This window comes from Pseudomonas sp. NPDC087626 (assembly GCF_044743405.1).
In the GTDB taxonomy this organism is placed as follows: Bacteria; Pseudomonadota; Gammaproteobacteria; order Pseudomonadales; family Pseudomonadaceae; genus Aquipseudomonas.
On record NZ_JBIUWJ010000015.1, the window covers coordinates 123,293 to 139,488 of the forward strand.

Annotated in this window: 20 protein-coding genes; 6 read left to right on the top strand and 14 right to left on the bottom strand. The window is 61.4% G+C overall.

Annotated features, from left to right (window positions below; translation table 11 throughout):
* Positions 1–76: 76 nt before the first annotated feature.
* The 10 genes from ACIOVD_RS15095 to soxR form a co-directional block, all read right to left on the bottom strand.
* Complete coding sequence (locus ACIOVD_RS15095) at positions 77–1,048, bottom strand: metal ABC transporter solute-binding protein, Zn/Mn family (RefSeq protein WP_401128702.1); 972 nt, start codon at positions 1,046–1,048, stop codon at positions 77–79.
* Positions 1,049–1,948, bottom strand: coding sequence for a metal ABC transporter permease (locus ACIOVD_RS15100; protein WP_095168223.1), 900 nt, complete (start codon positions 1,946–1,948; stop codon positions 1,049–1,051). It abuts the gene before it with no gap.
* Positions 1,948–2,700: a metal ABC transporter ATP-binding protein gene (locus ACIOVD_RS15105; RefSeq protein WP_095168224.1), complete on the bottom strand. Its 753-nt coding sequence runs from the start codon at positions 2,698–2,700 to the stop codon at positions 1,948–1,950. The genes ACIOVD_RS15100 and ACIOVD_RS15105 overlap by 1 nt, the downstream gene beginning before the upstream one ends.
* Entirely contained in the window at positions 2,697–3,635 is a 939-nt protein-coding gene (locus ACIOVD_RS15110) for a metal ABC transporter substrate-binding protein (protein ID WP_401128706.1), read from the bottom strand. The genes ACIOVD_RS15105 and ACIOVD_RS15110 overlap by 4 nt, the downstream gene beginning before the upstream one ends.
* A gap of 34 nt (positions 3,636–3,669) precedes the next feature.
* Positions 3,670–4,245: a DUF6162 family protein gene (locus tag ACIOVD_RS15115; protein ID WP_401128709.1), complete on the bottom strand. Its 576-nt coding sequence runs from the start codon at positions 4,243–4,245 to the stop codon at positions 3,670–3,672.
* On the bottom strand, positions 4,242–4,589 hold the full coding sequence (locus tag ACIOVD_RS15120; RefSeq protein WP_256585454.1) for a hypothetical protein: 348 nt from the start codon (positions 4,587–4,589) through the stop codon (positions 4,242–4,244). Before ACIOVD_RS15120 ends, ACIOVD_RS15115 begins: the two co-directional genes overlap by 4 nt.
* Entirely contained in the window at positions 4,586–5,128 is a 543-nt protein-coding gene (locus tag ACIOVD_RS15125) for a thiamine pyrophosphate-binding protein (protein ID WP_401128712.1), read from the bottom strand. The genes ACIOVD_RS15120 and ACIOVD_RS15125 overlap by 4 nt, the downstream gene beginning before the upstream one ends.
* Positions 5,125–6,336 carry a PepSY domain-containing protein gene (locus tag ACIOVD_RS15130; protein WP_095168231.1) on the bottom strand — a complete coding sequence of 404 codons (1,212 nt, stop codon included), beginning with the start codon at positions 6,334–6,336 and terminating at the stop codon, positions 5,125–5,127. Before ACIOVD_RS15130 ends, ACIOVD_RS15125 begins: the two co-directional genes overlap by 4 nt.
* Before the next feature lie 292 nt (positions 6,337–6,628).
* Positions 6,629–7,087, bottom strand: coding sequence for a VOC family protein (locus tag ACIOVD_RS15135; RefSeq protein ID WP_095168233.1), 459 nt, complete (start codon positions 7,085–7,087; stop codon positions 6,629–6,631).
* Between the two features lie 142 nt (positions 7,088–7,229).
* Positions 7,230–7,688: a redox-sensitive transcriptional activator SoxR gene (gene soxR, locus ACIOVD_RS15140; RefSeq protein ID WP_095168235.1), complete on the bottom strand. Its 459-nt coding sequence runs from the start codon at positions 7,686–7,688 to the stop codon at positions 7,230–7,232.
* Between the two features lie 92 nt (positions 7,689–7,780).
* Between soxR and ACIOVD_RS15145 the strand changes: the two genes are divergently transcribed.
* From ACIOVD_RS15145 to ACIOVD_RS15165, 5 genes are all read left to right on the top strand, one after another.
* A complete protein-coding gene (locus tag ACIOVD_RS15145) occupies positions 7,781–8,146 on the top strand; it encodes an antibiotic biosynthesis monooxygenase (RefSeq protein WP_095168236.1) in 366 nt (121 codons plus the stop codon).
* Positions 8,147–8,263: 117 nt separating this feature from the next.
* A complete protein-coding gene (locus ACIOVD_RS15150; RefSeq protein ID WP_401128717.1) occupies positions 8,264–8,533 on the top strand; it encodes a hypothetical protein in 270 nt (89 codons plus the stop codon).
* 96 nt (positions 8,534–8,629) lie between these two features.
* Positions 8,630–9,244 (top strand): LysE family translocator, encoded by a 615-nt coding sequence (locus ACIOVD_RS15155; RefSeq protein WP_401128720.1) that lies wholly within the window; start codon positions 8,630–8,632, stop codon positions 9,242–9,244.
* A 230-nt stretch (positions 9,245–9,474) separates the two neighbouring features.
* The gene (locus tag ACIOVD_RS15160; RefSeq protein WP_401128723.1) at positions 9,475–10,644 is read left to right on the top strand and encodes a cysteine desulfurase family protein; all 1,170 of its coding nucleotides are present in this window, start codon (positions 9,475–9,477) and stop codon (positions 10,642–10,644) included.
* A gap of 58 nt (positions 10,645–10,702) precedes the next feature.
* Positions 10,703–12,511 (top strand): aminopeptidase P family protein, encoded by a 1,809-nt coding sequence (locus ACIOVD_RS15165; RefSeq protein ID WP_095168244.1) that lies wholly within the window; start codon positions 10,703–10,705, stop codon positions 12,509–12,511.
* Between the two features lie 42 nt (positions 12,512–12,553).
* Here ACIOVD_RS15165 and ACIOVD_RS15170 read toward each other — a convergent pair whose 3' ends face one another.
* Positions 12,554–13,144, bottom strand: a complete 591-nt coding sequence (locus ACIOVD_RS15170) for a 2-hydroxychromene-2-carboxylate isomerase (protein WP_095168246.1) — start codon at positions 13,142–13,144, stop codon at positions 12,554–12,556.
* 36 nt (positions 13,145–13,180) lie between these two features.
* Complete coding sequence (locus ACIOVD_RS15175; protein WP_095168247.1) at positions 13,181–13,921, bottom strand: SDR family oxidoreductase; 741 nt, start codon at positions 13,919–13,921, stop codon at positions 13,181–13,183.
* A gap of 91 nt (positions 13,922–14,012) precedes the next feature.
* On the opposite strand from ACIOVD_RS15175, the gene ACIOVD_RS15180 reads away from it, so the two are divergent.
* Entirely contained in the window at positions 14,013–14,573 is a 561-nt protein-coding gene (locus tag ACIOVD_RS15180) for a TetR/AcrR family transcriptional regulator (protein ID WP_095168249.1), read from the top strand.
* Positions 14,574–14,592: 19 nt separating this feature from the next.
* Here the strand turns inward: ACIOVD_RS15180 and ACIOVD_RS15185 are convergent, their stop codons facing one another.
* On the bottom strand, positions 14,593–14,874 hold the full coding sequence (locus ACIOVD_RS15185; RefSeq protein ID WP_320332748.1) for a hypothetical protein: 282 nt from the start codon (positions 14,872–14,874) through the stop codon (positions 14,593–14,595).
* Between the two features lie 165 nt (positions 14,875–15,039).
* A complete protein-coding gene (gene rhtA, locus ACIOVD_RS15190) occupies positions 15,040–15,927 on the bottom strand; it encodes a threonine/homoserine exporter RhtA (RefSeq protein WP_401128730.1) in 888 nt (295 codons plus the stop codon).
* Positions 15,928–16,196 lie beyond the last annotated feature (269 nt).

Consider the following 16,196-nt stretch of genomic DNA (forward strand, 5'->3'; position numbering starts at 1 on the left):
GCATCGGCTGGGACAGGGTTTCTTGAGGGTTTTTGTAAGCGCGGGCACCAGGGCCCGCGCAATCAGGCGGGGCGTTTCAGGACTTCTGCAGCAGGGCGTTGAGTACTTGTTCGATGTTGCCGGACAGTTCGGCCACCGGGTCCACCCCCTCGGTACTCAGGACCAGCAGTTGGCTGCCAGCGGCAGTTATGGCGGCCTGCAGGGCGGCCGACGGCTGGCGATGATGCAGCACCAGTGCCACGTCGTTGTCCTTGAGCGTGGTACTCAGTTGTTGCAGGGCGTCGGCCGTCCACTCGTTATCGGCGCGGGCATCGACACCTACCGGCTCCAGATTGAGGCCACTGATCAGGTAAGCGAAGTGATCGCTGAGGCTGAACACGCTGAGGTTGTCTGCCTCGGCCAGTTTCGCTTCGCTGTCGGCGCTGAGCTTGAGCAGGCGCTGCTTGAGCGCAGCCAGGTTGGCCTCGATCTGCGGTTTGGCTTCTGGTACCAGGCGCACCAGGTCGGCGGCGATTACGTCAGCCATGCGCCCCATGTTGTTGGTGGCCATCCACGGCTGGCTGTTCAGCCCGTCGCTGGTGCCCGGATGGAGCGCCACGCCAGGCAGCGCGCCATCGACCGGGCGCGCCGCGTCGATTTCAATGATGCGGATATTGCTGCGTCGGGCGTTGGGGTACAGCGGGTCATCCGCCCAGATCGAGCGCAGGCCGATCACAGCATCGGCGTCCATGGATAATTTGTGCAGCGCGGGTGCGCCGCGACCGGTGAAGTAGGCGGCCTGGCGCGAGCCGGGGAGGTTGGCCGCAGCCGCCCGTTCCAGGATGATCTCGCTGCCTTCGACCAGGCTGTTGGCCAGTCCATAGGTGATGGGTAGCGAGGCCAGCACCCGCACTTTGTGGGCTGAGGTGGCCGCATGCAGCACGGTGTTGCCGACCCCGTTATTGGCCACCAGGCGCATCGGTTCGAAGCGGTCGGTGGCGAAGGTGTTGCTGGTGGCCAGGCCGCACAGGGCGATGGCCAAAGTCAGCTGACGCATGGAGAAAGCCATTTATCCAATATTCCCTTTGAGGCTGGGCACCACACCGCGCGCAATGGCGGCGAGGGCGAAGGCGATACCGGCCACCAGAATGATTGCCGCACCGGATGGAATCGGCAGGTCGAAGACAATCGGCGCGAGAATCCCGCACAGGGTGCTGATGGTGGCGATGAGCACCGAGCACCAGAAAAAGCCCTTGAGCGATTGGCTCAACAGGCGCGCCGCAGCGGCTGGAATAACCAGTAGGGCGCCCACCAGAATTGCGCCGATGACTTTTACTGCCGCCACGGTGATCAGCGTCACCAGGATCACGAACAGGTAGTCGAGGGTCTTCACCGCCACCCCGCGTACGGCCGCCAGTTGTGGGTTGAAGCTGGCCAGCATGATGCGGTTGTACAGTGGCAGGCTCAGGCCCATCACCAGCGTGCCGACGATGGCCAGCACCAGCAGGTCGTTACCGTTGACCGTCAGCACCGAACCGAACAGCACGTTCTCCAGAATGTGCACGTTGATCTTGCCGGCGAGAATCAGCAGCAGGCTCGCGCCCATCGCCAGCGACACTGAGAGAAACACCCCGATCAGGGTGTCCGGTGCCAGGCCGGTGCGGTTGCGCAGGTAGTTGAGCAGTATGCCGAACAACAGGCAGTAGCCGAACAGGCTGCCATAGGGGCCGGTGTAGGGTTCGCCGAGCAGGATGCCGATGGCCACGCCGGTCAGCGCCGCATGGCCGACGGCTTCGGAGAAAAACGCAAAGCGCTTGACCACCACCAGGGTGCCCAGGCCGCCCAGTACCGGGCCGATCAGCAGGCCCGCGAGCAGGGCGTTGACCACAAACCCGTAGGCCAGCGCTTCGGGCAGATAGCCGGAAGATGCCCAGCCCTGGATCATCAAACGAAAGGCTTCGTAACTCATCACGCAGCGCTCCCGCTCGTCCGTGGGTGGGTGGAAAACAGGCTCAGCAAACGCTCCGGGGTCAGGGCCTGTTTGGGTGTGGCATCGAATAGCACCCGGCGATTGAGGCCGGTGACGCGGTCGGCCAGGCGGCCGACGGCTTCCAGGTCGTGCTCGATCCACAGCACGCTGATCCCGGATTGACGCCAGTCTCCCAGCAAACGTTCGAACACCTGGATACCGGCTTCATCGAGGGCCGACATCGGCTCATCGAGCACCAGCAACTGGGGCGCCGGGATCAAGCCCTGCGCCAGCAGAACGCGCTGGCGTTCACCGCCGGACAGCGCGCCCATGCGGCGCTTGCGCTTGTCCTGCATGCCAACCCGTTCCAGGGCTTCGCCGATGGCCACACTGTAGTGCCGGCTGATGCCGAGAAACGCCGGACGCCGCTGGCACATCGCGGCCATGAAATCGTCGACGGTCATCGGCAACCCGCGGTCGAACTCCAGGGCCTGTGGCACATAACCGATGGTCCCGGGCTCACCCGGCCATTGCAGGCTCAAGCGGCCCTGGTGGGGCATTTGCCCAAGCAGGGTCTTGATCAGAGAACTCTTGCCACCGCCGTTGGGGCCAACCAGGGCGTGCACGTTGCCGGGTTGGACCTGGAAGCTGACCTGGTCGAGGATGGTCGTGCGGCCAAGGGTCAGGCTGACGTCGGCGAACTCGATGGCGGGTCCGGCCAGTGGCGTGGTGAGGGTTTGCTGGATGGTCATGCCCCGGCCTCCTGGATCGCCCGGACCACGGTGTCGAGGTTGCCGGTCATTTCCTTTTCATATTTCTCGGCGCTGTATTCACCGTAGGAAATGTGCGACAGCGGGTAGAGTTTTACCCCCGACTCACGTTGGATGGTGTCGACATAGGCGGAGGGAAAATCCATCTCCGAGAAGATCACCTTGACGTCCAGTTCGCGCAGTTGGTCGATGGTCTTTTTCAGTTGGCTCGGGCTCGGCTCAATCCCGTGGGCCGGCTCGACCACGGCGGTCACTTCCAGGCCGAATTCGCGCAACAGGTAGTCGTAGGCCGCGTGGACTGTGGCCACCCGCAGGTCGGCATTGGGCGCCTTGGTCAGCTTGGCCAGGGCGTCGGCCCGCATCTGCCGCAGGCGTTTGCCGTAGGCGCGGGCGTTCTGGGTGTAGGTCTTGGCATTGGCGGGGTCAAGCTTGCCCAGTTCCCGGGCAATGTTGTTGACCTGGGCAATGGAGGCGCTGATGGACAGGAAAGTGTGCGGGTTCACCACCTTGCCTGCGCCCCGCGCGGCAATCCCGGTGGCCGCCAGCAGCGGTACGTTTTCGTTGGCCTCGATCACCTTGACGTTGGGGGTTTCGCTGGCGGCGATCATGCGGTCGGCGAAGTCGTCGTGGCCGACTCCGTTGAGCACGATTACGTCCAGGCCGGCGATGCGCTTGATGTCTTCGGCACGAGGCTCATAGGCATGGGGATTGAAGCCGGCCGGAATCAACGGCACTACTTCGGCCTTGTCGCCGACGATATTGGCCACGTAGCTGTAGTACGGATGCAAGGTGATGCCGATGCGCAGGCGCTTGGCCTCTTCGGCGCTGGCCAGGGGCATGACCACCAGGGCCAGCAGGCCTGCCAGCAGCAGGCGTGCACGGTGCAGAAAACGATGGTGCGCAGATGAACTAGGCATGAGCAAGCGGTCTTCTCTGGGGTAAATACGCAAATCAGTGACGATGCTGGCGAGTGACACCGGCGTCGAATTGGGCGATGACCTGCTGCCAGCCTGCGCTGATCAGCGCGGCATCGGCCAGATCGGCAGGGGCCTGGAGGCTGGCGCTGCGGTTGAGCCAGATATCCGGTTCGGTGTTGCCGTGTGCATTCAGGCGCATCAGGAAGGAACCGGCGACACTCGGTACCTGGCTCTGCCCGAAGTACGCGCCACTGCCCAGCAACTGCCAGGCGTGAGCGCCACGGCTGACGGAGCTGGCGTCTTGGGCGAAAGGCGCAAAACCCTCGTCGGCCAGGACTTGCGGGGTCGGCAGGGCTTGCTGCTCTTCACGCAGCAGGTGGATTTCATCGAGGGTCACCCGCAGGTCGGCATAAATGCCTTGCTCCGAGGCGCCGAGATCGCGCCGCGCATCCAGTTGATGGGTTTGCACGCTGCTGACCACCTCGGGCTCGCCACGCCAGAGCACCACGGAGCCGGCAACCGCGAGAATCGCCAGGCACAGCAACAGTACGTAGAGGGTTTCATGGCCGGCACCGGCCGGGCGGACGAGCTGTATGGTGGGCGTACTCATGGGGCCTCGATATCCGCTTGGTCGATCTCGACCACGTGGCCTGGGCCGGCGTCGAACAAGACATAGAACTCGGATCCGGGCTTCTTGAAGGTCAGGGTCGAGTCGGCGCCGAGTTTGCCCGGCACCAGGATGGTTTCGTCATAGCCGATCACATCCAGGGTCACGCCAGGAGCGCCACTGCCATCGGAGAAGCCGCCGGTGCACTGGATCTGCTCGGCGTCGATGGCCTTGCATTCGCACATCGGGTTGTGGGCCAGCGCCTGGGCACTGAAGCCCGCGCCGAGGGCCAGGGCCAGCGCACTGCCAAGCAGGCGCAAAGGGGTCAAGCTGCGGGCAACGGTCATGGTTTGCCTCCTTGTTTGTTCAGCCAGGCGATAGTGGCCGGGGACGCTTGGGCAAGCGGCACGGCCGCCTGATGCATGCTGCCGTCCCAGCCTTCCATGGTGATCCAGATTTCGGCGTCGGTTTTGCTCTTCTCGGGGATCGGCAAGGTCGCGCCCATGCGATAGGGGGCGCCGAAGAAAATCACCCCGGCGGCACGCAGGCTGCGGGGTTTGCCGATGCGCAGGTAAGTCGCCTTGACCTGGCCGATGCAGGATTGGCACAGCGCCGCGTTAAAGCTCTTCATGTAGCCGGCCGGGCCTGACAGTTGCGGCTCCTGATTGCGCAGTTCGGCCAGGCGCAGGCTCCAGGGGCCGACCTGGATTTCACCGACTTCCCGCTCACCCAGGCCGCTGTCGCCGCGAAACAGCGCGACGTCGGCGAAGTACTTGGGCATGAACCCCAGTGGAATCAGGAGCAGCAGGATGTTGATGTGAAAGCGCCATTTACGCCAGAACACGCTCAGGCGCGAAGCAGGGACTGCGGTGATGGCCTTGCTCACAGGTTACCCTCCGGCGAGTTGTCGTTCATGGCTGCCACTGGCTGTTCGACCTTGGCCGGGCGGGGCGTCTTGTTGCTGCGCTTCAGCGCGTGGGCGGTGGCCAGGGCGGTGCGTTTGGTCCAGATCAGCAAGCCGCTGAGCACCATCATGCTGAGGACCAGGCCGAAGAAGAACCAGATCAGCTTTATCCACAGGCCGCCGAAGTCACCGGTGTGCAACGGGCGCATGGATTCGGTGACGAACTCCAGGCCGGTGCGGTCCGAGAGCAGCCGCGAGGCATCGATGTCGCCGTTGTAGGGGTTGATCGTGGCGGTCTGGAACATCAGTGGATACCAGCCACGGCCACCGATGTTGAGGTGGCTGTAGGCGTTGCTCGGCAGGCTGACGAAGCTCACTTCCAAACCGGGGATTTTCTCCTGGGCGATCAGGATGGCGTTGTCCAGGTCGAGCATTTTCGGCGGGGAGCCATCAGCCGACAGGGGCACGCTTTCGCGGGCGACCACCGGGACTACCGGCTCGCTGGAGATGGAAATTTGGTTGTCGAACAACAGGGCTTGGATCAGGAACCAGATGCCGGTGATGGAAATCACCGCGATGAACCAGATCGACCAGATGCCGCTCAGGCGATGGAAGTCGCCCCAGAAGATCCGCGCTCCGTGGTTGAACCGCAGGGTGGGCTTGAAGAAGCCCTTCCAGAACTTCTTGTACACCACAAGGCCAGTGATCAAAGACACCAGCAGTGGAATGCCGAGGAACGACACCAGGTACCAGCCCCAGCTGAAACCGTTGGTAAAGGGCACCAGCCACCAGCCATGCAGTGCACGGGTAAAGGCCTGGAAGTTGAAGTCCGGGCTGATCCCTTGAATCACGCCACTGTAGGGGTTCACATAGACCTCGACCGAGCGTCCGTCCGGGTAGCTCACCTGGGCTGACAGGGCGAAGTGCGATTCATCCGGGCGGCTGATGGATTCGACGATGGTGAGTGGTTCGGCCTGCTTGATTGCGGCAATGACCTGGTCATAGCTCAACAGTTCGGCGTCGTCGGATGGTTGGCCGGCACGGATGTCCGGATTGGCCAGCCAGACGATCTCCTGGCTGACTACCGCCAGGGTGCCGGTGACGCAGACGATCAGTACAAAGAACCAGATGGGCAATGCCAGCCAGCTGTGCACCAGAAACCACAGTTTGGAACGGGACTTCTTCGACATGAATGAGGGTCTTGATTCGATGAGAGGAGCGGTGTGGATGCACCGTGATTCCCGAAAAAGCCGGCCGTAGCTTTTGCCTACGCGACCTGCTGCATCTATTTAAGACGAATGAGAATCAAAAATCCCGAAAAACAATATGAAAGCAAATGTTTCCAAGACGCATTCATGGCTGCAGGCGCCGCAATGGTTGGCCCGGGCTTGCCAGCAAAAACAATCGCCAGCGCCCCGAAAACAAGCACTCAGGCTGAAGATTGTGGTTCGCGGGCAAGCCAGTTCCTATAGGGGCTGGGGACTATTGCTGATTGAACATGTCCTTGGCGCGCTGTTCGATCTGCTCCTGAGTCAGGTCTTCCTTGCGGGTGGCCAGAAACCATAAATGGCCGTAGGGGTCTTTCAGGGTGCCCGAACGGTCGCCGTAGAACTGGTCCTTGACCTCGGACACCACGATGCCACCGGCGTTGATTGCCTGGGCGTAGCTTTGATCCACATCCTGGACATACAGATGCAGGCCGACTGAGGGCGAGGTGTCGGGATTGCTCAAGGGGCCTTGGTCGCACGGCGTGCCAAGCATGATCGGGCAGTCGCCGATACGCAGTTCGGCATGGCCGATGCTGCCGTCGGGCATCGACAGGCGCATGACCTCAGTGGCGCCAAAGGCTTTTTTGTAGAACTCGATGGCTTCGGCAGCTTTGTGGATTCCCAGGTAAGGCGTGATGCTGTGATAACCCTCCGGGATGGGTTTAACGCTCATGACGGTTCTCCAGGGTGGGTGGGGGATGGCGCACTGTTTCTCGCCGATTTGCGGTCGAGTAACTATAGGCCAGCCCTGGTGCCGCCACGGATCGGCCGACGGGTTGCTGCATGGCCAGCAAGTGGCTATCAATCAGGGGCTATCAATGACCCGGTACCAGCAACTGCGCGCCGGCGCCTTGCTCACCCAGCACATCCCCGTAGTTGCGCAGCGGGCAGGCCTCCATCGACAAGCAACCGCAACCGATACAGCCATTGAGTTTGTCGCGCAGCAGGCTCAGTTGACGGATCCGTTCATCAAGGTCATTGCTCCATTTTTCCGACAGCAGTTTCCAGTCTGCCGCCGTCGGCGCGCGATGGTCAGGCAGGGACTTGAGGGCCGCGCCGATTTCCGCCAGGGGAATGCCCAGGCGTTGGGCCACTTTGATCAACGCCACCCGGCGCAGCACTTCCCGTGGGTAACGACGCTGGTTGCCCGGGTTGCGGTTGCTGTGGATCAGCCCCTTGGACTCATAGAAGTGCAGGGCGGTAACCGCCACGCCACTGCGCTGCGCCAGTTGCCCGACACTCAACTCTTTGTGCAGGTGTTCCTTGCTGATCATTTCAATTGCCACTTGACCTTGACTTAACTAGAGGTTTTATCCTGCCAACCTTCAATTCGCAAGATGCGACTTACGTGCCAGGGGGAATCCTCATGCAATCGATAGAGAACAATCGCAGTTTTACCCAACTGATCGAATTCGAGATCGAGCCCCACCAACAACATGGCCTGGTGTCGGCGTTATCCGCCCAGACCGAGCGACTGGCCCAGCACCACAGCGGCTTTCTCAGCGCCAGTGTGCAGGCCAGCGATGACGGACGGCGAGTGCTCAATTACCTGCAGTGGCAAACCCGTGAGGCAGGTGAGGCGGCGTTTCGCAGTTTCGAAAGCGGTGAGCAGGATTTCTGGCAGTTGATCCGCACCCATCAGGCCAAGGGTGTGACCTTCGGCTCGTTCCAGGTTCTGCGCAGCATTGAGCGCAGCCCGGACAATGCCTTGCAATGCAGCCTGGTGGGCTAGGACGCGCTAACGCGCAAAAAACTCGATAAGGACTATCGAGCGCGATGATTTTTCTCGAGAAAGGCTGGGGCGTAGCCTGTGTCCATTGCTTCAGGACAGCTCTCAGGAATCGCCCCCATGAATCATTTACCCAGCGCCACATTGTTGTTGATCGTCTCGCTGCTTGCCGGTTGCGCCACTCACCCGGCCCCGGAGCTGCGGCCTTATTCGGCCGAGGAAAGCCGCGAACTGGCATTGGAAGCGCTGAGTCGTCGTGGCTTGTCGTTTGATGAATACCAGGCGAAAAAGGCCCAGTTGCTACCCCAGCCAAGCAAAGCCGGCGGATTTGACCCGCAGGCCGAGATGAACGCCGAGCGCTCCCCACAAATGCACGGCCGGGCGAGCTGAGCGACTGTACTGCTTGAAGTTTTTGCTAACTGTGCGTGCCCGCCGCGTGGACGCTGCGATAGGGTCGAGTCCTGACTGACCTGATGGAAGCGCACCATGCCCCTCTCCCTGGATGTACTGCTCGGCTTTGCCCTGTTTGCCCTGGTGACTTCGATCACGCCCGGGCCGAACAACACCATGTTGCTGGCCTCCGGGGTCAATTTCGGCTTTAACCGTACCATCCCGCACATGCTGGGGATTACCTGCGGCTTTTTTGTCCTGGTGCTGGCCGTGGGGTTTGGCCTGGGAGCGGTATTTCAAACCTATCCGTTGCTTTATAACGTGCTGCGTTTTGTCGGCGCGGCCTACTTGCTGTACCTGGCGTGGAAGATTGCCCACGCAGGGCCGGTCTCGGACAGCGAAGAGGGGCGCGGCCAGCCCATCAGCTACCTGGGCGCGGCGGCCTTCCAGTGGGTCAATCCCAAGGCCTGGATCATGGCAATTGGTGCCATCAGTACCTATACACCGCTGCAGGGCTACTTCACCAATGTGATTGTGATCGCGGCCGTGTTTGCCCTGATCAACCTGCCCAGCGTCGGTGTCTGGGTGGTCTGTGGCTCGCTGTTGCGCAATGTCCTGCGGGACCGGCGCTGGCTGCGCCTGTTCAACTGGGGCATGGCATTGTTGCTGGTGGCCTCGCTGTACCCCATGTTGCAGCAGAGCTTTGGCTGACTGGTGCTTCAACCCGGTGGCAGATGCCTGTTAAGCTCAACTTCAGGAGCGTTCCTACGCACTTTTAATGAAGTTGTCCTTCTTTAACTGCATCCGATCAGGTATTGCTGGAACTCCTGCCGTCATGCGCCATCGCAAGCGAGCGCCGCAAGCCGGCGCCGCAAGCGGGCACCGCGCAGTGAGTGCATCCGCCGCACCTGATCCCGGAACCTGCTCTGCGAGCCTTTTTTATGAATACACGTCCTTTATATTTTGATTACGCCGCCACCACGCCGGTGGATGAGCGGGTCATCCAGGTGATGGTCGATTGTCTGGGGTTCAACGGCAACTTCGGTAACCCCGCCTCCAGCTCCCATGCCTTTGGCCAGCAGGCCCGCTGTTCGGTCGAACTGGCGCGTCAGCAAGTCGCCGACCTGGTGGGTGCGCAGGCATCCCAGATCGTCTGGACCTCCGGTGCCACTGAATCCAACAACCTGGCCCTCAAGGGGGTGACCCAGGCCCGCCAACAGCCGGGCGGGCACATCATCACCAGCCAGATTGAACACAAGGCGATCCTCGATACGGCCAGACAATTGCAGGATGCCGGGGTCGATGTGACTTATCTGCTGCCCGACGCCGATGGCCTGATCACCGCGCAAGCGGTCAGCGCGGCGCTGCGCGAAGACACCTTCCTGGTGTCGCTGATGCTGGTCAACAACGAGTTGGGCACCGTCAACGACATCCCGGCCATCGGCCAGCGCGTGCGCGAACACGGGGCCTTGTTCCACGTCGATGCCGCCCAGGGCGCGGGCAAGGTGACGATTGACCTTGCGCGGTGGCCGGTCGACCTGATGTCGTTTTCCGCCCACAAGATCTACGGCCCCAAGGGCATCGGCGCGCTCTACGTCGGCCCGCGGGCCGAGCAGCGCCTGCAGGCGCAGATCCATGGTGGCGGACACGAAGGCGGCTTACGCTCCGGCACCCTGGCGACTCATCAGATCGCGGGCATGGGCGCTGCCTTTGCATTGGCGGCCGAACATTTTGCCGAGGAGGCCGGGATCATCTCGCGGTTGCGCGAGCGCTTGCTGGAGCAACTCGGAGGCATCGCGGGCCTGCGGCTCAATGGCAGTCCGAGCCAGCGTATTCCCCACACCCTGAGCCTGACCTTCCACGAAGGCGAGTTCAATGCCCAGGCGTTGAGCGCTTCGATAGCGTTCTCCGCGACCTCGGCCTGCAATTCCGCTAGCAATGCTCCCTCCCATGTGCTCCTGGCCCTGGGCCACGATGCCCGGGCGGCGGGGCGCACGATTCGCTTGAGCCTTGGGCGCTTCACCCGTGAGCAGGATATCGATCAGGCCGCCCAGTTGATCAAGGCGGCAACCGCCAGTGCACCGGCGTTCTGGGCGACCGCCCAACCCTGATGCGCCGACCATAAGTCAGCGCCCTATAACAATATTGAAGTGGTTAGCAGGAGACATGATGAGTACGCAGCCTTTGACCCAGGGAACGGTCCCCCAGCGCCTGGCGCGCACCCGCGAGCTGATGAGCCGGGAGGGTATTCACGCGTTGCTGGTGCCGTCGGCCGATCCCCATCTGTCGGAGTACCTGCCGGGTTACTGGCAAGGGCGGCAGTGGCTGTCGGGCTTTCATGGATCGGTCGGGACACTGATCGTCACCCAGGACTTTGCCGGCATCTGGGCCGACAGCCGTTACTGGGAACAGGCGGGCAAGGAACTCAAGGGCAGCGGTATCGAGTTGGTGAAACTGCAACCGGGCCAGCCGGGGCCTCTGGAGTGGCTGGCCGAGCAAACGCCGGAAGGCTGCGTGGTAGCGGTGGATGGCGCGGTTATGGCCGTTGCCTCGGCGCGTACCCTGGGTAGCAAGCTGGAAGAGCGCGGGGCACGCCTGCGCACCGATCTCGACCTGTTGAGCGAAGTCTGGAGTGATCGCCCGAGCTTGCCGGACCAACCGATTTATCAGCACTTGCCACCCCAGGCGACCGTCAGCCGTGGCGACAAGCTCGCAACATTGCGCGAAACCCTGCTCGCCCGCGGTGCCGATTGGCACTTCATCGCCACCCTCGACGACATTGCGTGGCTGTTCAACCTGCGTGGCGCCGATGTGTCGTTCAACCCGGTATTCGTGTCCTTTGCGCTGATCAGCCAGCAGCAGGCAACCTTGTTTGTGGCCTTGAGCAAGGTCGATGCGCCACTGCGGGCGATCCTCGAGCAGGACGGCGTGACGCTGCGCGATTACAGCGAAGTGGCTGCGGCCTTGGCGGCCATTCCGGGTGGCAGCAGCCTGCAGATCGACCCGGCGCGGGTCACAGCCGGCCTGCTGGGCAACCTGCACAGCGGCGTGAAGCTGGTGGAGGGTTTGAACCCGACCACCCTGGCCAAGTCGCAGAAAAGCCTGGCCGATGCCGAGCACATTCGTCAGGCCATGGAGCAGGACGGCGCAGCTCTCTGCGAGTTCTTCACCTGGCTCGACAGCGCGCTGGGGCGCGAGCGTATTACCGAGCTGACCATTGACGAACACCTGACCGCGGCTCGGACCCGACGCCCGGGTTATGTCTCGCTGAGCTTCAACACCATTGCCGCCTACAACGCCAACGGTGCCATGCCGCATTATCACGCGACCGAAGAAGAGCATGCGGTGATTGAAGGCGACGGCCTGCTGCTGATCGATTCCGGCGGCCAGTATCTGGGCGGCACCACCGACATTACTCGGATGGTCCCGGTCGGCACGCCGACTGCCGAGCAGAAACGCGACTGCACCCGAGTCCTCAAGGGCGTGATCGCCTTGTCCCGTGCGCAGTTTCCGCGGGGCATTCTCTCGCCGCTGCTCGACGCTATTGCGCGGGCGCCGATCTGGGCCGAAAGCGTGGATTACGGTCATGGCACCGGGCATGGCGTCGGGTACTTCCTCAATGTGCACGAAGGCCCGCAGGTGATTGCCTATCAGGCGGCGGCCGCGCCACAGACCGCGATGCAGCCGGGGATGATTACCTCCATCGAGCCTGGCACCTATCGTCCGGGACGCTGGGGGGTACGTATCGAGAACCTGGTGTTGAACCGCGAGGCGGGCAGCAGCGAATTTGGTCAATTCCTCAGGTTCGAAACCCTGACCCTGTGTCCGATCGACACCCGCTGCCTGGAAACCTCCTTGCTGACCGAGGATGAGCGCGAGTGGTTCAACGGCTATCACGCCGAAGTGCGCCGGCGCCTGAGCCCGTTGCTCGAAGGGCCAGCGCTTGAGTGGTTGCTCACGCGCACTGCTGCCATTTGACTACAGAGTGCGCCTCAGCCCTTGCGGCTGCGGCGCGCTGCGTCAGCTCAATGCTTCGCGGACAAAGTCCAGGCGGTCCTGACCGAAGAACAACTGGTCACCGACAAACAGGCTCGGCGCGCCAAATACTCCTCGCGCAATCGCTTGCTCGGTCTTGTCCTTGAGCGCGGCCTTGACCTCATCGTCGACGGTCAACGCCAGTACCTCCTGCGGGTCGAAGCCGTGCTCGGTGAGGACTGTGGCAACGGTCGCCGGGTCGTTGAGGTTGCGCCCATCGACCCAGAGCGCCCGAAACAGGCAGTCGATAAAGTCGAGGAAACGTTCGGGATGGCGCACCTGCATGCCGGTGACAGCGCGCATCAGCAACAGGGTGTTGATCGGGAAATGCGGATTGAGCGAAAACTCGACGCCGTAGCGTCTGGCGTAGCGATCCAGGTCCAGGAACATGTAGCGCCCCTTGGCTGCAATGGTTGCGGGTGACGCATTGCCAGTCGCCTTGAATACCCCGCCGAGCAACATCGGTTGGTAAATCAGTTGGCTGCCGGTCTGTTCACAGATGCTTGGCAGTTGGGTGTAGGCCAGGTAAGTGGCCGGGCTGCCCAGGTCAAAGAAAAACTCCACGCACTTGCTCATGTTCGATGCACTCTGATTATTGTTGGGAGGCAGTGCTTACCAGCGTTCGCTCCAGGGCCGCAGGTCCAGCTCGAAGGTCCACGCATCGCGCGGCTGGTTGTGCAGGAACCAGTAGTTCTCGGCAATGTGCTCAGGGTCGAGAATCCCGTCTTCGGCCTTGAGTGCGTATTTTTCCGGGAAGCTGTCGCGAATAAAGTCGGTATCGATGGCGCCATCGACCACCACGTGCGCGACGTGGATGTTCAGCGGCCCCAGTTCCCGGGCCATGCTTTGTGCCAGGGCACGAATGCCATGCTTGGCCCCGGCGAATGCAGCAAAACCTGCGGCGCCGCGCAGGCCGGCAGTGGCCCCGGTAAACAGAATCGTGCCGCGTTGGCGGGTGACCATGCGCTTGGCCACTTCGCGGGCATTGAGAAACCCCGAGAAACAGGCCATCTCCCAGATCTTGAAATATTTGCGCGCGGTTTCTTCGAGGATGCTGCAGGGGACATTGGCGCCGATGTTGAAGACCAGCGCTTCAATGGGGCCGATCTGACTCTCGATCTGCTCGACCAGCGCAATGACTTCCTCTTCCTTGCGCGCATCACAGGCAAAGCCGTGGGCTTGGCCGCCATTGGCATTGATCGCGTCAACCAGCGGCTGCAGCTTATCGGCGCTGCGCCGAGTGACGCAGGCGATAAATCCTTCTTCGGCAAAACGTTTGGCAATGGCTCCGCCAGTGGCGTCGCCGGCACCGACAACCAGCACGACTTTGTTGTTATGGGTAGCTGTGGTCATAGTCATCGCTCTTTGGTAAACGGTCGTTAACTAAACGAACGTTATGCTACGATCAGCGCGACGTCAAGACGATGCAATTTTGGGAGCCGCGATGCGTTACTCAGCCAGTCACAAGCTGGAAACCCGGCAGAAACTGCTGGAAAGCAGCTCGGTGTCCGCCAAGCAGGAGGGGTTTGCCACCGTGGGAGTGGATGGCTTGATGAAAGCCATTGGTCTCAGTGGCGGTGCGTTCTACAGTCACTTCTCGTCGAAAGACCAACTCTTTGCCTCTATCGTCGAGCGTGAATTACGCCAGAGTCTTGAGCGCTTGAGTGGCGACGGTGAATTAAGTCGCGTCAGGCTGGAGCGTTGCCTCAAGCACTACTTGAGCATGGCCCATGTCGAACAGCCAGGCGCCGGGTGCGCACTGCCAGCATTGGGCGCCGAAATTGCCCGTGCCGACACTGCGGTGCGCCAGCAGGCCGAGCACTGGATCTGCCGGTTGCACGAGAACTGGGCAGCCATTCTGCAGAGTGACAGCCTGGCGTGGGCGATTCTGTCGCAATGTGTCGGGGCATTGGTGGTGGCGCGAATGCTGGTGAGCCCACAGATCCAGAGCAGCGTGTTGTCATCGAACTACGAAGAAATCACACGCCAGATAGGCGCTCGCTGAACCGCGAGCGCCGATGCTGTTACTTGCAGATGATAATCATGCTGCGGCTGGTATAGCCGGCAGGGTTGAGGCCGAAGGGATAGTCCCCCGAGTCTTCAACGCTGTCCCCGGACTTGGCGATGACTCTGTAGCCCTTTGGTCCACACGCCTTGACGGCGGTCGCCGTGCATTGGTCCCACGAAGAGGAAAGGCCGGAGCAATTGATATGCAGGCCTTTCTTCCCGCGCTTGACTTCGGTTTTAGAGGTTGCGGCGCATCCTGCGATGGCAAGTACTGCTATAAATACCAAAAATCGTTTCATTCCTTTCCCTATTGCGGTCTCGGGTCTGGCAACCGAGCCTGACAGCCTACGCTTTTGCTTTACGGGGTGTAAGTTCTCTATCCGAACTGTCCATGTCAAATGCCGGATAGCGACTAAACATGGCCTAATTGAAAGAGAAATGCCAGACCTTTGTAGGAATGTTTCTCAATCAGTCGCCACCATAGGTTTGGCTTCACGGCCCATGGTCAAAGTAGCACCCACCGAAGCCAGGATGATGCAACTGATGGCCATCCACTGGGCCACTGACAGGTACTCATTGAGGAACAGCAGGCCGGACATGGCTGCAATGGCAGGCTCAACGCTCATCAGGGTGCCAAAGGTGCGCGCTGGCATTCGGGTCAGGGCGATCATTTCCAGGGTGTAGGGCAGGGCCGTGGACAATACTGCGACGCCCAGTGCGACGGGAATCAGCGATGGAGTGAATAAGGCAGTGCCGGCGTGGGCAACACCGAAGGGTGTGACGAAGATAGCGGCGATCATCACGCCCAGGGCGGCTGTCTGCACGCCATTGTCGGCGCCGGCTTTCTGCCCGAAGAGAATGTACAGCGCCCAGCAGACGCCCGCTGCCAGTGCATAACCGGCCCCCATGAGGTCAATGCTCGCGCTGGCCGCATCAGTGGGGACCAGCAGTAGCAAGCCGACGATGGCCAGGCCAATCCAGAGGAAATCGATGGCCTTGCGTGACGCGTAGATTGCTACGGCCAGGGGGCCGGTGAACTCCAGTGCCACGGCAATGCCCAGTGGAACGGTTTGCAGCGACATATAGAAGAGCAGGTTCATGCCACCCAACGCCACGCCGTAGACCGCTACGGTCTGCAGCGAGCGGGCGGTAAGCTTGGCCTTCCAGGGGCGCAACAGGAGGATCATGATCACGCTGGCGAAAATCAGGCGCAGGGTTGTGGTGCCTTGAGCGCCGACCACCGGGAACATGCTCTTGGCCAGGGAGGCGCCGGACTGAATCGACGCCATGGCTATTAATAGCAGGCCAACCGGGAACAGGGTCGAGGTCAGGCTGCGGGATTGCTCATTCATTGCGGGGCGTCTTCCAGGGTAAAAGTCAGGTATGTGTTGCATCATGCGTAACTAAGATCAGTTGAGCAATATACTGCGCATTTTTTATCTCGGTTGTGGGGTTACCTGCCGATTTTCCGTGGAGTGCAGGCTTTTGATAGAAAAACCAAATTAGCAGTTGACGGCAGATTCTATGTGTCTATAATTCGCCCCACTTCCGGCGCAGTCGAAACGGAAAACTCCTTGGTAAACAATGAGTTACGCAGTTTTCGGCAGCAGGTTGCTTCAGT

Coding starts and splice junctions, on each gene's coding strand:
- rhtA (WP_401128730.1), bottom strand. CDS start 15,927: ATGAATGAGCAATCCCGCAGCCTGACCTCGACCCTGTTCCCGGTTGGC.
- ACIOVD_RS15100 (WP_095168223.1), bottom strand. CDS start 1,948: ATGAGTTACGAAGCCTTTCGTTTGATGATCCAGGGCTGGGCATCTTCC.
- ACIOVD_RS15175 (WP_095168247.1), bottom strand. CDS start 13,921: ATGACCACAGCTACCCATAACAACAAAGTCGTGCTGGTTGTCGGTGCC.
- soxR (WP_095168235.1), bottom strand. CDS start 7,688: ATGATCAGCAAGGAACACCTGCACAAAGAGTTGAGTGTCGGGCAACTG.
- ACIOVD_RS15160 (WP_401128723.1), top strand. CDS start 9,475: ATGAATACACGTCCTTTATATTTTGATTACGCCGCCACCACGCCGGTG.
- ACIOVD_RS15105 (WP_095168224.1), bottom strand. CDS start 2,700: ATGACCATCCAGCAAACCCTCACCACGCCACTGGCCGGACCCGCCATC.
- ACIOVD_RS15115 (WP_401128709.1), bottom strand. CDS start 4,245: ATGAGTACGCCCACCATACAGCTCGTCCGCCCGGCCGGTGCCGGCCAT.
- ACIOVD_RS15170 (WP_095168246.1), bottom strand. CDS start 13,144: ATGAGCAAGTGCGTGGAGTTTTTCTTTGACCTGGGCAGCCCGGCCACT.
- ACIOVD_RS15095 (WP_401128702.1), bottom strand. CDS start 1,048: ATGGCTTTCTCCATGCGTCAGCTGACTTTGGCCATCGCCCTGTGCGGC.
- ACIOVD_RS15155 (WP_401128720.1), top strand. CDS start 8,630: ATGCCCCTCTCCCTGGATGTACTGCTCGGCTTTGCCCTGTTTGCCCTG.
- ACIOVD_RS15185 (WP_320332748.1), bottom strand. CDS start 14,874: ATGAAACGATTTTTGGTATTTATAGCAGTACTTGCCATCGCAGGATGC.
- ACIOVD_RS15135 (WP_095168233.1), bottom strand. CDS start 7,087: ATGAGCGTTAAACCCATCCCGGAGGGTTATCACAGCATCACGCCTTAC.
- ACIOVD_RS15120 (WP_256585454.1), bottom strand. CDS start 4,589: ATGACCGTTGCCCGCAGCTTGACCCCTTTGCGCCTGCTTGGCAGTGCG.
- ACIOVD_RS15145 (WP_095168236.1), top strand. CDS start 7,781: ATGCAATCGATAGAGAACAATCGCAGTTTTACCCAACTGATCGAATTC.
- ACIOVD_RS15165 (WP_095168244.1), top strand. CDS start 10,703: ATGAGTACGCAGCCTTTGACCCAGGGAACGGTCCCCCAGCGCCTGGCG.
- ACIOVD_RS15110 (WP_401128706.1), bottom strand. CDS start 3,635: ATGCCTAGTTCATCTGCGCACCATCGTTTTCTGCACCGTGCACGCCTG.
- ACIOVD_RS15180 (WP_095168249.1), top strand. CDS start 14,013: ATGCGTTACTCAGCCAGTCACAAGCTGGAAACCCGGCAGAAACTGCTG.
- ACIOVD_RS15150 (WP_401128717.1), top strand. CDS start 8,264: ATGAATCATTTACCCAGCGCCACATTGTTGTTGATCGTCTCGCTGCTT.
- ACIOVD_RS15130 (WP_095168231.1), bottom strand. CDS start 6,336: ATGTCGAAGAAGTCCCGTTCCAAACTGTGGTTTCTGGTGCACAGCTGG.